Raw genomic sequence first — 13,711 nt, 5'->3', positions numbered from 1 at the left:
TCCGCATCCATCACCCCACTTCCTGACGGCGGTCGCGCCATCGCCGACATCAGCCGCAGATCGAAATCCCCATAGCCTCCGACTGTGGCCCGCGGGTTCCTTCCTCGGGGACTTTCGTACGCCTGCCGGCGCCCGAAACTCTTCACGAAGTACGCCTGCCGGCGCCCGAAACTCTTCACGAAAGGAGACTGGCCGCATCCGGAGAGTTAGCCAGAAATGCAGACCTAGCGCAGTTGCAGTTCGGGTTTCCCCCGGAACGCMATTTCGCAAACAGAACTGGGCACTTCCGCCGAAGCCCCCGCTCGCCCCCATCACCAGACGGTTCAAGAACCGTACGCTTTCCTTGGATACTCATTTCCGTGTCGTCCACCTCGACGCCGTCGGTCACAAAGAAGGATGACGGCTCGATGGAGGTGGAGATCGCCTGGACATTACCTCTTACCACTTGTTGACTCACCCGCGGTTGAACAATAACTTGCTAACTCAGTCGTTAGGCTTGTCCTCACATGACGGATCAATCTCTTCAGCGTCGCCTTGCTGCCATCGTCGTTGCCGATGTGGTGGGATATTCACGCCTGATGGAGGCAGATGAAGTCGCAACGCTGGAGAACCTCAGGGAACTCCGTTCCGGCACTATCGAGCCGGCTGTGATGCGCCACAAAGGTCGCATCTTCAAGGTCATGGGCGACGGATTCCTGATCGAATTCGGTAGCGCGGTGGAAGCGGTCGCAGCAGCGTTGGAAATGCAACGGGCCACCGCTGCTGTCGAAGCTTCCGGAGACCGGCGCCTGCTCTTGCGTATAGGCGTCAATCTGGGAGATGTCATTGACGAGGGTTCAGACGTCCTCGGCGACGGGGTCAATGTCGCGGCGCGCCTCGAGAGACAGGCCGCGCCGGGAGGCATCTGCATTTCAGCCAGCGTACACGGCGAGATCGTCGGCAAGATCGACGACCGGTTCTTCGATGCAGGCGAACGCTACCTGAAGAACCTCACTCGCCCGGTCCATGTGTGGCATTGGCCGGATGCGCTGCAGAGCATATTGCCGCTGCCCGAAATTCCCTCGATCGCTGTATTGCCGTTCACGAATATGAGTGGGGATGAAGCGGACGCGCCTTTCGTCGACGGCTTGACTGAAGACCTGATCACCGACCTTTCCCGTACGGCTGGCCTGTTCGTCATCGCGCGCAATTCCGTCTACGGCTACAAGGGCAAGGCGGTCAACGTACGGCTGGTCGCCCAGGAACTCGGCGTCCGCTACGTCCTGGAGGGCAGCGCCAGACGCGCAATGGGCCGTGTCCGCATCAATGCCCAATTGGTCGACACGCTTGGCGGCCGGCACTTGTGGGCCGAGAGGTTTGACAGGACGCTGGAAGATGTTTTCGAATTACAGGATGAAGTCAACGCCAAGATTGTTGAAGCCCTCGTCGGCCGGCTGACCATCCCGCCGCAGCGCAATCGGCCGAAGAACTTTGAAGCCTATGACCTGTGTGTGCGCGCCCGCCTCCTGACGGAAGAGTCGCCGCAAACTGAGCGTGAGGCCTATATGCTGCTCCAACGCGCGGTTAAGCTCGAGCCATCATATGCCGAGGCGCTCGGTCTGCTCGCCTATAACCGTTGGCTGGCCTGGACTCATTTCGGCGAGCCCGAAGATCCCAACCGTCGGATGGCGGTGACATCAGCGCAGAAGGCGGTCGACCTGGATCCCAACGATGCCGGCTGCCGTTACGTTCTGGGGACCATTTTGGCTTATGAGCGGCGATGGGAGGAATCGGAGGCCGCCTTCGCCAAGGCCCTGGAGCTGGACCCCAACCACGCCGACACCTGGGCCGCGATGTCGGACATTTCCGTGCTGGACGGCAGGGTTGCCGACGGACTGGCGCAGATCGAAAAAGCTCTGCGGCTCAATCCCTATCCAGCGTGCTGGTATCTTTGTCATCTTGGGCAGGCGCAATACGCCGCGCGTGACTATGAGGCCGCGGCCGCAACACTCCGCAGGGAAGACACGTATCGTACCAACTCACGCAAATTCCTGGCTGCGACGCTTGCGCAGTTGGGCCACCGTGAGGAGGCACGGCGAGAAGCAGAATTGTTCCTGATCGCCCACCCTCATTTCACGATCGGCCATTGGCTCAGCTCCCAGCCGCTGCGCGATGCATCTGTACGAGACCACTTTGTCGACGGCTTCCGAAAGGCCGGCCTGCCGGAGATGTGACAGCGGGTGGGGACAATCCCGACGCGTTCGAGGACTTGATCAACGGATATGCGCTGGGCGAGAACGGCGGTCTGGATCGCAGTGCCAAGCTTCTTCAGACGCTCCACAAAACGCGTCAACCAGCCCGATCTCGCATGACTTTTGGACCGCCTTGATCAATGTCGGTCACCGCGATGCGGCCAGCATGACATCAGCACCTTCAATGACATAGGTCGCATAGCGATGATCGCGGATCAGGCTTATCTTTTGCTCCCGCCATTCGAGCAGCATGAAATAGGAAGGACCATCAGGCGGTTCGGCTGATACCAGCAATATTTCCCGGCCTTCCAGCCAGGCCGGTTCGAGCCTGACCGGCGGATATTCGGCATAATAGGTGAAAAACCGACCGACGTCGGCGGCACCGGAGATTTCCGGCCGTCGCGCCTGACGAAGCCGAACATCCTGCGCCAGCAGGCGACGCAAAGCGTCCCAGTCTCGGGCGTTGAAGAGTGCTGCAAAGTTCAGGACCTCGGGACTCGGCGGTGGCGGAACCTCGGAGCGAACGTCGGAGATGGCCCGCAATCTCGCCCGACCGCGCGACAGATGGGCCTTGACGGCATCGACACTCAGTTCCAGGAGCGCTGCGATGTCCGAAAGTGACTCTCCCAATACATCCTTGAGGATCACCGCGCTGCGTTGCGGCACCGGCAATTCTGCAAAGTGGCCGAGGGCCACCCGCACCGCGTCCTGCCGGATCAGCGCGTCCTCCGGGCCGACGGCGCTGATATCGGCCAGATCGAAAGCCAACTCAAGGGGCTCCGATCGGAACGTACTGCGCCGGCGCAGGGCATCTATGGCTCTGTTATGGACGATACGAAACAGCCAGGGTCGCAGCGGCGTGCCCGGCGGGATCGAGCCAGCCGTCGCAAATACCCTGGCAAACGCGTCCTGAATCACATCCTCGCCGTCGATCACCGAACCCACCAGACGGGCAGCATAGCGATGCAGTTCGGGGCGAAGCGCGTCCGCTTCCCTGGCGAGCGCTGCGAGCAGAGTTTTCCTCTCTTCGTCTTCGAGAGCAGCGTCTTCTGTCATTCGATGACCGTCACACCCATATCCCCACGCACCGCGTAGACCATGGTCTCGGTAAGACCCGTCCTGCCGATCAGGTCAGCGACCATATCGCCAAAAGCCCGCGGCGTCATGTCCGGCCAGGTGGCGGCCTGTTCGGCAAATGTCCGACCCGCCGCCGCGGCATAGGCCGCGATGCCGGTATCGCCCACACCGGTTCCGGCAAACATCTGCCGGGGAACGATGACCCGGAAGCGCAGACCCAGACCGAGTTGCGCCGACAGGCCCTCGGCATATTTTGCAATGAACCACTGCGCGCGCTTGGCTCCCGCATAGCCGCCCGATAGCGGCGACCCCTGCACGGCGGCTCCGCTGGAGACCAGCACGACAAGCCCGCCCGGCGCCATCGGCAAGGTCAGAGCAGCCTGTACCCAGTGCAGCGCGGCCTTGACGTCCACATTCCAGTTGGTCGTGAATGCCTCCCAGCCAATCCGGTCGATCCGTTCCATGGGCGGTTCCGCACCGGCATTCATGATGACGAGATCGGGTCGCGTCTCTTCCATGATCCGCCATGCCGCGTCGACATCGGTTGCATCGGCCGATATGGCGGTGACGGCCGGTTGCTCGCCTGCCCCCTGCACGGCAGCCGTGTTTCGGGCGACCACGGTGACTTCGGCCGCGCGCGCCACAAATGCATCGGCCAGCCCCCTCCCCAAGCCGCGGCTCCCGCCGACAACCACGATTCGCTTTCCTTCCAGATCCATCTCTCAATCCTCATTCGGCTCGGGTCCGACCGCTCGACGACGGTCGCAACAACGACGTTCCAACGAGGTGAAAAGAGTCATCGCCATCTGCGATTTGTGGGGCGAGCGTCAAAAAGTCTGACTCGACCGAAAATCGATGGTGTTGCCGATCAGGCCAACAGACCATGCAGAACGAGATCGATGTGCGCTTTCAGGTAGGCGGTATTATCAAGGGTTCGCCGTTCGTCGAAAAGGAGCTTGAAGAACAGGAAGGTGATGGCTGGCGCCACGACTGCATCGGAGAACGCAGCAGGCGCCGATCGGAACTCGCCAAGCCTGACGCCGTCATCGATGACGGACTGCATTTGTCGATCGAGAGGATCGATGAATGTCTCGTGGTGTCTGTCGACGATCTGGGGGAATCGCAAACCTTCGGCGATGATGAACCGCATCAACTCGCGCAATCTGCGATCCCTGATCACGAGATCGTAGATCAGCGCGATCGTTTTCTGAAGCCGCTCCGCAGCAGTCCCCTGCTGTTCGTTTGCGCTCGCCAACAGACCTTCCAGGGGCGTCGAAATGTGCCCGATCATCGCTTCGAAAAGCTGCTCCTTGGTCTCGAAGTAAACATAGACGGTTCCCTTCGTAACCCCGATCCGGCTGGCTATATCTTCGACACGCGTCGCGACATAGCCGCGCTCGACGAACTCTTCAAAGGCCGCGTCAAGGATCTCTACGGGTCGGCGAGCCTTCTGCTCCGCACGCGTCAGCTTCTTCGTTTCAGGCATGGCTCACCTTGAGCGTTTTTCGTGGTCGGGCGTCAAGAAATTTCCATTGACTGATGGGTTAGTCAATATTATTCGTCTGCCGAACCGATGCAAGAGGTCAAATCATGAAAACTGTCCTTGTTGCCGCCTGGTTGGGCGTCAGCGCAGTCGCGCTTGCCTCATGCGAAAAGCAGAGCGCGAGTGAGGCAAAGCCAAAGAATGTGGAGGCTGTCGTGGCCAAGGTCACGCCAACAGTCGAAAACAACGCCATAACAGGCGAAGTCAGCGCACGCGTCGAAAGCGACCTTTCCTTCAGGGTCAGTGGGCGCATTGTCGAGCGTCTCGTCGATGTCGGCTCATCGGTGAAGGCGGGACAGGTGCTCGCGCGCATGGACGCCGAGGAGCAGAAAGCCGATCTCGGCGTGGCCACAGCCAACCTGCAGTCGGCGCTTGCCCAGCAGACGCAGGCCCAGCTGGCCTTCGACCGGCAGCAGAACCTCTTCAAGACGCAGGTCGCAACCCGCGCCGCACTCGATCAGGCGCAGGAAGCGCTGCTGACCGCTGAGGGCGGTGTGAAACTGGCGCAGGCGCAATTCGATACGGCACAGGATGCGCTCTCCTATACGGAACTGCGCGCCGATGCCGATGGCGTCATCACCGCCAGAAACGCCGAGGTTGGCCAGGTCGCTCAGGCGGCGCAACTCATCTTCACACTTGCCCATGATGGACCGCGCGACGCCGTCTTCAACGTCTTCGAGTCCCTCTATCTCGGCCGCAACCTTGAAAACACGGTCGCCGTCAGCTCCCTTTCGGCGCCATCTCACAAAATAGAAGCCTCCGTGCGCGAAATCTCGCCCACGATCGACCCGTCGACCGGAACGATCCGGGTCAAGGTCGGTCTCGAAGGCACGGCGGACATGCAGCTTGGCGCGCCTGTCGTCGGCTCCTTCCGATCCGTAGCACAGGACGCAATCGAATTGCCGTGGTCAGCCATGGCCTCGAAGAGCGGCCAGCCGGCCGTCTGGATCGTCGACCCCGCCTCATCGAGCGTGTCGCTCCACCCGATTGATGTCTCCGACTATGAGACTGGCTGCTTTGCGGTGCGCGCCGGTGTCTCCCCGGGAGATATCGTCGTCGTCGACGGCACGAAGTTCTTGCGACCGGGCGAGGTCGTCGCATACAGCAAGGGAGCCGCAGAATGAATATTCGTATCACAACCGGCCTTGCGATCCTCGGGTCACTGCTGCTGACCTCCTGCGAGAAGCAGGAAGAAGCGCATGAGCAGCCGCCGCGTCCTGTCCTTTCCGTTGTCGTAAAATCGACCGCGGCTTCCGCACTGACCCTTCCGGGCACGGTCGAGGCCAGGATCGAGACGCAGCTGGCATTTCGGGTCCTGGGACGTGTCATCGCCCGCAAGGTCAGCGTCGGCGACGTCGTGAAGAAGGGCGATGTCGTTGCCGCCATCGATCCGCTGGCGCTGGAGCTTGCGGTCAGAAGTTCGCAGTCCGAACTTTCGAATGCGCAGGCGCAGCTCGCAAATGCCGCATCCACCGAAGAACGCCAGCGGTCCCTGCTCGAAAGCAGATCGGGAAGTGAAGCGGCCTACGAAGAGGCGGACCTTGGGCGCAAGAGCGCGGCTGCCGCGGTCGCCAAGGCGCAGGCCAATCTGGACAAGGCCGAAGAGCAGCTCGGATACGCGCAGCTCAGGGCGGAATTCGATGGCGTCGTGACAGCGACTTCGGCCGAAGTCGGCCAGGTCGTGGCCGCGGGCCAGAGCATTGCCACCATCGCCCGCCCTGAACAGAGCGATGCGGTGATCGACATACCGGTCGCAAGCTTCGACGGCCTCAAGGTGGGATCGCCCTTCGAGGTTGCTCTCCAGCTGGACCCGACCATCCGCACGAGCGGTACCGTCAGGGAAATCGCACCGGAAGCCGAGGCGACGACGCGGACGCGACGCACGAGGATAACGCTCATCGATCCGCCCGCCGCGTTTCGCCTGGGCTCGGTCGTAACGGCAACCGCGACCGTCGACGCTCAGCCGACGATCCTGCTCCCCTCCTCCTCCATCCTGATCAAGGACGGAAAGCCGAACGTCTGGGTGGTCGACACCGCCTCGGCCAAGGTTTCCATCCGCGCGATCGGGATCGACGGAGACATCGTCGAGGGAGGCTCCGCGCGCATCGCCGAGGGCATCAGCCCGGGCGAACGCGTCGTCGTTGCCGGCGTTCACAAGCTTGTCGATGGCCAGGCCGTCAGAGTAGACTGAGGAAAAATCCCCTTGAAAAAATTCAACCTGTCCGACTGGGCGCTCGAACATCGTTCGCTCGTCTGGTACTTCATGATCGTCTTCATTCTGGCTGGCGCGTTTTCCTATATCGGTCTCGGCCGCGAGGAAGATCCCAACTTCACCATCAAGACCATGATCATCCAGGTGCAATGGCCTGGTGCATCCGCCGAGGAAGTGACGAAACAAGTCACCGATCGCGTCGAAAAGAAGCTCGAAGAACTGGAATCGCTCGATTTCACCCGCAGCGAGACCGTTGCCGGGCAGACGACGATCTTCGTGGAATTGCTGCCGACGACCAAGGCCAAGGATGTGAATGCCATCTGGATGCGCGTGCGCAACATGATCGGCGACATCAAGGGAGAGTTCCCGAGCGGCGTTGTCGGGCCATTCTTCAACGATCGCTTCGGCGATGTCTTCGGCAATATTTACGCCTTTACGAGCGACGGGCTGACACAGCGCCAGCTTCGCGATCTCGTCGAGGACGCGCGCGCAAAAGTGCTGACCGTTCCCAATGTCGGCAAGGTGGACATTATCGGCGCGCAGGACGAGGCCATCTATCTCGAATTTTCGACGCGAAAGATCGCCGCTCTCGGGCTCAACCAGCAATCGGTGATCGAGACGCTGCAGGCACAGAATGCCGTGACGCAGTCGGGCTTCGTCGACGCCGGTCCCGAGCGCATCGCCTTGCGCGTGAGCGGCCAGTTCACCTCCGAGGAAAGCCTCAAGGCGATCAATCTTCGTGTCAACGACCGCTTCTTTCCGCTGACCGATGTCGCCACGATCAAGCGCGGCTATGTCGATCCGCCCTCCTCGCTGTTCCGCTACAACGGCCAACCGGCGATCGGGCTCGCCATCGGCATGAAGACCGGTGCCAATCTGCTTGAATTCGGCGAAGCGCTCGACAAGGAGATCGAGCAGGTCACTGCCGACCTTCCCATCGGCGTGGACGTCGAGCGCGTTTCCGATCAGCCCGCCGTCGTGGATGAGGCCGTGTCGGGCTTCACGCGCGCACTGTTCGAGGCGATCGTCATCGTGCTGGCGATCAGCTTCATCAGCCTCGGCGTTCGCGCGGGGCTCGTGGTTGCCATCTCCATTCCGCTCGTGCTGGCGATCACCTTCCTCGTCATGGCCTATACCGGCATTTCGATGCAGCGTATTTCGCTGGGCGCGCTGATCATCGCCCTAGGCCTCCTGGTCGATGATGCGATGATTGCCGTGGAGATGATGGTGGCCCGCCTGGAGGTCGGCGACGATCTCAGAAAAGCGGCAACACACGTCTATACCTCGACCGCCTTCCCAATGCTGACAGGCACGCTGGTGACGGTCGCGGGCTTTATCCCCGTCGGCCTCAACACCAGCGCTGCCGGCGAGTTTACGTTCACCCTTTTCGTGGTCATTGCCGTTTCGCTCCTGGTTTCATGGGTCGTTGCTGTCCTGTTCACACCCCTGCTCGGCGTGACCATCCTTCCGAAAACCATGAAATCGCATCATGAGCAGAAAGGCCGTTTTGCACGGGTCTTCGCATGGCTCCTCGGCTTGGCTCTGCGCTGGCGCTGGATCACCATCGGCGCGACGCTGGCAGTGTTTGCCCTCTCGATCGGCGGCATGAGCCTCGTGCAGCAACAGTTCTTCCCCTCCTCCGACCGGCCGGAACTGATCGTCGACTGGAACCTGCCGCAGAACAGCTCCATTTCGGAAACGAACAAGCAGATGGCGAAGTTCGAAAGCGAGATGCTGGCCAATAACAAGGATATCGACCACTGGACGAGCTATGTCGGCCAGGGGGCTCCCCGCTTCATCCTGTCCTTCGATGTGCAGACGCCCGATGTCTCGTTCGGCCAGACGGTGATCGTCACAAAGGGGCTCGACGTTCGCGACAAGGTGAAAAGCGAGCTGCAGGACTATCTGACGAAAACCTTCCCCGGAACCGACGCCTTCGTAAAGCTTCTCGACATCGGCCCGCCGGTCGGCAAGCCCGTGCAATACCGCGTCAGCGGTCCCGATATCCAGAAGGTCCGTGACATCGCCCACCAGCTTGCCGGCATCGTCGGCCCGCATCCGCTGCTCTCCAACATGACCTTTGACTGGAACGAACCGTCGCGCGTGGTCAAGGTCGATGTGCTCCAGGACAAGGCACGCCAGCTCGGTGTCTCCTCGCAGGATATTGCAACGGCGCTCAACAGCATCGTCGAGGGATCGGCGGCCACGCAGATCCGGGATGATATCTATCTCGTCGATGTGATCGGCCGGGCCCAGACCTCCGAGCGAGGGTCGATCGAGACGCTGCAGAACCTTCTGCTTGCCGGCTCCAATGGCAACTCCGTGCCGCTGTCTGCAGTTGCGAATTTCCACTACGAACTGGAGCAGCCGACGATCTGGCGGCGCACACGCACGCCGACCATCACCATCAAGGCCGCGGTGGTGGGACCGACGCAGCCGGCGACGATCGTCACCGAGCTGCAGCCGAAAGTCGACAAGTTCCGCAAGGGCCTTCCGAGCGGCTATCGTATCGTCGACGGCGGCTCAGTCGAGGAAAGCGCCAAAGCGCAGGGGCCGATCGTGGCAGTCGCACCGCTGATGTTGTTCATCATGGCGACGATCCTGATGATCCAGCTGCAGAGTTTCAGCAGGCTGTTCCTGGTCTTCGCCGTTGCCCCCACCGCGCTGATCGGCGTTGTTGCAGCGCTGCTCTTCAGTAATTCGCCCATGGGGTTCGTCGCAATCCTCGGCGTCCTGGCGCTGATCGGCATTCTGATCCGCAACTCCGTCATCCTTGTTGTCCAGATCGAACACCTTCGAAGCGAGGGCATGCCACCCTGGCAAGCCGTTATCGAAGCGACGGAGCATCGAATGCGCCCGATCATGCTGACGGCGGCCGCAGCGACCCTCGCGCTGATCCCGATCTCCAGGGAAATATTCTGGGGCCCGATGGCCTACGCGATGATGGGCGGCATTGTCGTCGGTACGGTCCTGACGCTGCTCTTCCTGCCCGCTCTGTATGTTGCCTGGTTTCGAATACCCCGCGAGGCCTGACAGCATCAGGCCCGCCCGGATCATTCCGGGCGGGCCGTGTCCCACTGACTGATTAGAGGGCCTATTTCGCGCCCGCAGCGGATTCGATGACCGCAGCCACCTCTTCGGCGTGCGACGCCAGCGAGGCATGGCTGCCATCGACGGTCGTGACCTTGGCCTTCATCCGTTCGGCAAAGAAGGCCTGGGCGTGCGGATCGAGGAGTTGGTCCTGTGCACTGAGGACGTACCAGCTCGGCTTGACGTGCCATGCGGCAATCTTGGTGACCTCGTCGAAGGCGGTGTGATTGAGCGGCATCTGATGGGTGGCCAGATACTCGCCGATGTTCTTGGGCAAGTCGCCTGCCACGGCGCTTGGGAATACTGCGGGGTCGATGGTCAGATAGCCCTTGCCGTCGGCCCGGATGGCCTTGACGCCCGCGGTCGCCGGTCCGCTTGCCGCCAGGCCCGAAACCGTTTCACCCTTGTCAGGCGCGAAGGCCGAGACATAGACCAGGGACGACACCTTGGCATTGATGCCGGCTTCGCCGATCACCACGCCAGCCCAGGAATGACCGACGAGAACAGTCGGCCCGTCCTGCGCATCGAGTGCCGCATTCGTGGCGGCGACATCGTTGGCAAGCGAGGTCAGCGGATTCTTGACGGCGGTCACCTTGTAGCCCTTGGCCGTCAGAATGGCGGCGACGCCATTCCAGCTCGTCTCGTCGACGAAGGCGCCGTGAACCAGCACGATGTTCTTGATGACGCCGGCGGGAAGCGTCGGCTGGGCGGAAGCCGGCGCAGCACCGAAACTGGCGGTGGACAGCATGAGGGCGGAGAAAATGAGGTTTTTCATCTGGGGCACCATTGCGTTGCATTTGCTGCGGGGTTGATTTCAGTCCGGATAATCTGCAATATTCCTAGCCATCGGCCGTTTTGACAGAACCATCCGATCATTTTTCATAAGCTTCTGTATGTTCGGCATTTTATTCGCTGAACACACCCAAAACGTAGGATTCGAAGCGATGAAACGCCATGACCCGGACCCCGCAAGTCATGCTCCATCGTCCGGAAATGCGGGCATGCTTGCGGCCCGGGTCGATCTCCTGTCGCAGATGCTGACACTGATCAGGCTTGAGGGAGAGCTGGTGTTCGCGGCGGAGCTGACACAACCTTGGGCGTTGCGCTTCGAGCCCGGCTCGGCCTATTTTTTCGTCGTTCTCGAGGGCGAGCTGACAGTTCTGGCTGCCGACGGATCACCGGTCCGCGCCGTGACCGGTGATCTGGTCATGCTGCCGCGCGGCATGGGGCATATCCTGAGCGACGGCGGCGGTTCAGCCGCGGCGGCGGTGAGCCAACTGATGGGCGAGCAGTTCACGACCGAGCGGCTGAGCATGCGGCACGGCGGCGATGGCACCCGAACCGAACTTATCGCGGGAGCTTTTCATTTCGCGAACGAGTCCGTGCCCTGGGTCGTCTCGTCGCTGCCGGCCGTGATCCACATCCCGAAGGCGGGAGGCCAGACGGCAAAGTGGGCGGAGGGTCTCGCCCATTTCATGATGGTCGAGGCGCAGGAGGTCCATCCCGGCTCGTCGATCATGATCTCGCGGCTCATCGACGTGCTGGTCATCCGCATCCTGCGCAGCTGGGTGCAGATGGAAAAGGCCAGTGATACCGGCTGGCTGGGGGCGCTGGCCGATCCGCGCATCAGCCGCGCCCTGAAAGCTATTCACGACGAGCCGTTCCGGCGCTGGAGCGTGGTCGAGCTTGCGCATGTGGCGGGCATGTCGCGCTCGAGCTTTGCCGAACGCTTCTCCGCGCTGGTCAAGGAAGCGCCGCTTTCCTATCAGAGCCGATGGCGGCTGACGCTTGCGCTCGGCATGTTGCGTCATGCCGATTCAAGGGTCAGTGATGTGGCGCGACAGGTCGGCTACGATTCCGACGCGGCATTCAGCAGGGCCTTCAAAGCACAGTTCGGCATCGCTCCAGTGCATGCCAGGCTGGCCACTCCGCCGGAGCTGCAACCGAGCCACGTTCAATCTGACAGCGAGTCCTAACCCCTAGCAGTCGAGCGCGGCACCGAGGCTTTCAAGCGCCTCGCGCACCCGCCCACGCGCCGCCTCCGGAAGGCCGAGCACCGGGCGCGGCGGCGAAAACCGGCCGAGGCCGATGAGATCGGCAATGGTGTACATGACGCGGAAACTGCCGAACTCCCTAAACAGCGCCCAGAGCGGCGCGAAGGCATCGTTGATGCGTCTCGTCTCTCCCACATCGCCTGCCTGCGCGGCCCTCGTCAGTTTCAGCGCCTCGGCAGGCAGCAGGCCCGCAACCACGCTGTACCAGCCATCGGCGCCCGCCAGCAGCGCATCGGCAGCACCCCAGTCGCCGCTATAGCCGACCGCGAAATCATCAGGTATCACCGAGCGGAGACTTTCAATCTCGGCGGCAATATCGCCATTGGCAGGCAGCGGCATCTTCACCGCCTTGACCATGCCGAGCCGGGCAAGCCGGGCGATCAGCGCGACGCTGAAGGTGAATTTCGTCGTGCCCGGATTGTTGTAGATGCAGAGCGGCAACTGCCCGGCATCGGCCACGGCTGCGAAATGCTCGTAGACCTCGTCATCGGTAAGCGGCGTGTAGGAGACCGGCGCCAGCAGCAGGCCATCCGCCCCGAGCTCCCGCGCATCTTTTGCGAGCGCCTGCGCCTCATCGGTCCGAAGTGCCCCGACGCCGACGATGACGGGGATCTTGCCGCCGACAGCAGACATTGCCGTTTCCACCGTCCGGCGTCGCTGATCGCGCGACAGGAAGGCGTAACCGCCGGTGCTGCCGAGCAACCCGATGGAATCTGCGCCCGCGGCCTGAATGCGGACAAGCAGGGTGGCGAGCGCGCCGGTATCGACGATGCCGGAAGCATCAGCTGGCGTGATCGGAAAGGCGGAAAGACCGTGAAAAAGCGGCATCGGGAACGTCCTCTTTATGCGCGCGACAGCAGGAGCTTCATGCCGGCCGCCCCGAAGACGAGCGCCAGCGTGCCTTCGATCCAGCGGCGCGCATGGCGATACATGCGGATCATCGGCGCGGTGGAGAAGACCAGCGCATAACCGCAGAAGATCGTGATGCTCAGAATGGCGCAGCCTGCGAGGATGACGGCGACGGTCGTCGGCGTCGCACCCGGGCCGAGGCCGAGCGTCATGGTCGCGATCCAGCCGAGCAGCGCCTTAGGGTTGGTCAGATGCATCAGGAGGCCACGGCGATAGAGGCTGAAGCCCGAAGCCGGCCTGATGGCATCGAGCGGCCTGCCCTGCTTCTCATCGGAGGTCATGGCGGATTTGCCGGCCTTGTAGGCAAGGAACAGCAGGTACAAGCCGCCTGCTATCTTCAGGATAACAAGCGCCTGCGCATATTGCGCCAGAATGGCCGAAACGCCGGTCGCCGCCATCGAGCCCCAGAAGAGCGAGCCGCTGACGACGCCTGCGGCAATCATCAGCGCGGACTGGCGCCCCTGATGCATGGCGACACCCATGATGCGCATATTGCTGGGGCCTGGGCTTGCGGCGGCGATGATATAGGCAGTGAAGACAAGGGCGAGATGATGCGGATCGACTGACATTCTGATTTCCCAAATTCGAATGCGCT

Annotated in this window: 11 protein-coding genes; 5 read left to right on the top strand and 6 right to left on the bottom strand. The window is 61.9% G+C overall.

Annotated features, from left to right (window positions below):
- The first annotated feature begins 506 nt into the window (after positions 1–506).
- Entirely contained in the window at positions 507–2,213 is a 1,707-nt protein-coding gene (locus tag AC1DM5_RS34620) for an adenylate/guanylate cyclase domain-containing protein (protein ID WP_477824293.1), read from the top strand.
- 165 nt (positions 2,214–2,378) lie between these two features.
- Here AC1DM5_RS34620 and AC1DM5_RS34615 read toward each other — a convergent pair whose 3' ends face one another.
- From AC1DM5_RS34615 to AC1DM5_RS34605, 3 genes are all read right to left on the bottom strand, one after another.
- Positions 2,379–3,287: an RNA polymerase sigma factor gene (locus tag AC1DM5_RS34615; protein WP_477824294.1), complete on the bottom strand. Its 909-nt coding sequence runs from the start codon at positions 3,285–3,287 to the stop codon at positions 2,379–2,381.
- Positions 3,284–4,027, bottom strand: a complete 744-nt coding sequence (locus AC1DM5_RS34610; protein ID WP_477824295.1) for an SDR family NAD(P)-dependent oxidoreductase — start codon at positions 4,025–4,027, stop codon at positions 3,284–3,286. The genes AC1DM5_RS34615 and AC1DM5_RS34610 overlap by 4 nt, the downstream gene beginning before the upstream one ends.
- A gap of 149 nt (positions 4,028–4,176) precedes the next feature.
- Positions 4,177–4,794, bottom strand: coding sequence for a TetR/AcrR family transcriptional regulator (locus AC1DM5_RS34605; protein ID WP_477824296.1), 618 nt, complete (start codon positions 4,792–4,794; stop codon positions 4,177–4,179).
- A 104-nt stretch (positions 4,795–4,898) separates the two neighbouring features.
- On the opposite strand from AC1DM5_RS34605, the gene AC1DM5_RS34600 reads away from it, so the two are divergent.
- From AC1DM5_RS34600 to AC1DM5_RS34590, 3 genes are read left to right on the top strand one after another with little or no spacing between them, the layout of a single operon-like run.
- Positions 4,899–5,975 (top strand): efflux RND transporter periplasmic adaptor subunit, encoded by a 1,077-nt coding sequence (locus tag AC1DM5_RS34600; protein WP_477824297.1) that lies wholly within the window; start codon positions 4,899–4,901, stop codon positions 5,973–5,975.
- Positions 5,972–7,042: an efflux RND transporter periplasmic adaptor subunit gene (locus tag AC1DM5_RS34595; protein WP_477824298.1), complete on the top strand. Its 1,071-nt coding sequence runs from the start codon at positions 5,972–5,974 to the stop codon at positions 7,040–7,042. The genes AC1DM5_RS34600 and AC1DM5_RS34595 overlap by 4 nt, the downstream gene beginning before the upstream one ends.
- Positions 7,043–7,054: 12 nt before the next feature.
- Positions 7,055–10,096, top strand: coding sequence for an efflux RND transporter permease subunit (locus AC1DM5_RS34590; protein WP_477824299.1), 3,042 nt, complete (start codon positions 7,055–7,057; stop codon positions 10,094–10,096).
- A 61-nt stretch (positions 10,097–10,157) separates the two neighbouring features.
- On the opposite strand, the gene AC1DM5_RS34585 is transcribed toward AC1DM5_RS34590, so the two are convergent.
- Positions 10,158–10,928, bottom strand: a complete 771-nt coding sequence (locus AC1DM5_RS34585; RefSeq protein ID WP_477824300.1) for an alpha/beta fold hydrolase — start codon at positions 10,926–10,928, stop codon at positions 10,158–10,160.
- Positions 10,929–11,097: 169 nt separating this feature from the next.
- Between AC1DM5_RS34585 and AC1DM5_RS34580 the strand changes: the two genes are divergently transcribed.
- Positions 11,098–12,129 carry an AraC family transcriptional regulator gene (locus AC1DM5_RS34580; protein ID WP_477824100.1) on the top strand — a complete coding sequence of 344 codons (1,032 nt, stop codon included), beginning with the start codon at positions 11,098–11,100 and terminating at the stop codon, positions 12,127–12,129.
- Between the two features lie 3 nt (positions 12,130–12,132).
- Here the strand turns inward: AC1DM5_RS34580 and AC1DM5_RS34575 are convergent, their stop codons facing one another.
- Both AC1DM5_RS34575 and AC1DM5_RS34570 read right to left on the bottom strand, forming a co-directional pair.
- Positions 12,133–13,035: a dihydrodipicolinate synthase family protein gene (locus AC1DM5_RS34575; protein ID WP_477824099.1), complete on the bottom strand. Its 903-nt coding sequence runs from the start codon at positions 13,033–13,035 to the stop codon at positions 12,133–12,135.
- A gap of 14 nt (positions 13,036–13,049) precedes the next feature.
- A complete protein-coding gene (locus AC1DM5_RS34570; RefSeq protein WP_477824098.1) occupies positions 13,050–13,685 on the bottom strand; it encodes a LysE family translocator in 636 nt (211 codons plus the stop codon).
- Between the last annotated feature and the right edge of the window lie 26 nt (positions 13,686–13,711).

Source organism: Rhizobium sp. 01T437, from assembly GCF_056398505.1.
This window is presented reverse-complemented; position numbering and strand designations above follow the sequence as displayed.

Excerpts from the sequence above, each read along its gene's own strand:
- AC1DM5_RS34595 (WP_477824298.1), top strand. The coding sequence starts at position 5,972 with ATGAATATTCGTATCACAACCGGCCTTGCGATCCTCGGGTCACTGCTG.
- AC1DM5_RS34610 (WP_477824295.1), bottom strand. The coding sequence starts at position 4,027 with ATGGATCTGGAAGGAAAGCGAATCGTGGTTGTCGGCGGGAGCCGCGGC.
- AC1DM5_RS34605 (WP_477824296.1), bottom strand. The coding sequence starts at position 4,794 with ATGCCTGAAACGAAGAAGCTGACGCGTGCGGAGCAGAAGGCTCGCCGA.
- AC1DM5_RS34575 (WP_477824099.1), bottom strand. The coding sequence starts at position 13,035 with ATGCCGCTTTTTCACGGTCTTTCCGCCTTTCCGATCACGCCAGCTGAT.
- AC1DM5_RS34580 (WP_477824100.1), top strand. The coding sequence starts at position 11,098 with ATGAAACGCCATGACCCGGACCCCGCAAGTCATGCTCCATCGTCCGGA.
- AC1DM5_RS34570 (WP_477824098.1), bottom strand. The coding sequence starts at position 13,685 with ATGTCAGTCGATCCGCATCATCTCGCCCTTGTCTTCACTGCCTATATC.
- AC1DM5_RS34585 (WP_477824300.1), bottom strand. The coding sequence starts at position 10,928 with ATGAAAAACCTCATTTTCTCCGCCCTCATGCTGTCCACCGCCAGTTTC.
- AC1DM5_RS34615 (WP_477824294.1), bottom strand. The coding sequence starts at position 3,287 with ATGACAGAAGACGCTGCTCTCGAAGACGAAGAGAGGAAAACTCTGCTC.
- AC1DM5_RS34600 (WP_477824297.1), top strand. The coding sequence starts at position 4,899 with ATGAAAACTGTCCTTGTTGCCGCCTGGTTGGGCGTCAGCGCAGTCGCG.
- AC1DM5_RS34620 (WP_477824293.1), top strand. The coding sequence starts at position 507 with ATGACGGATCAATCTCTTCAGCGTCGCCTTGCTGCCATCGTCGTTGCC.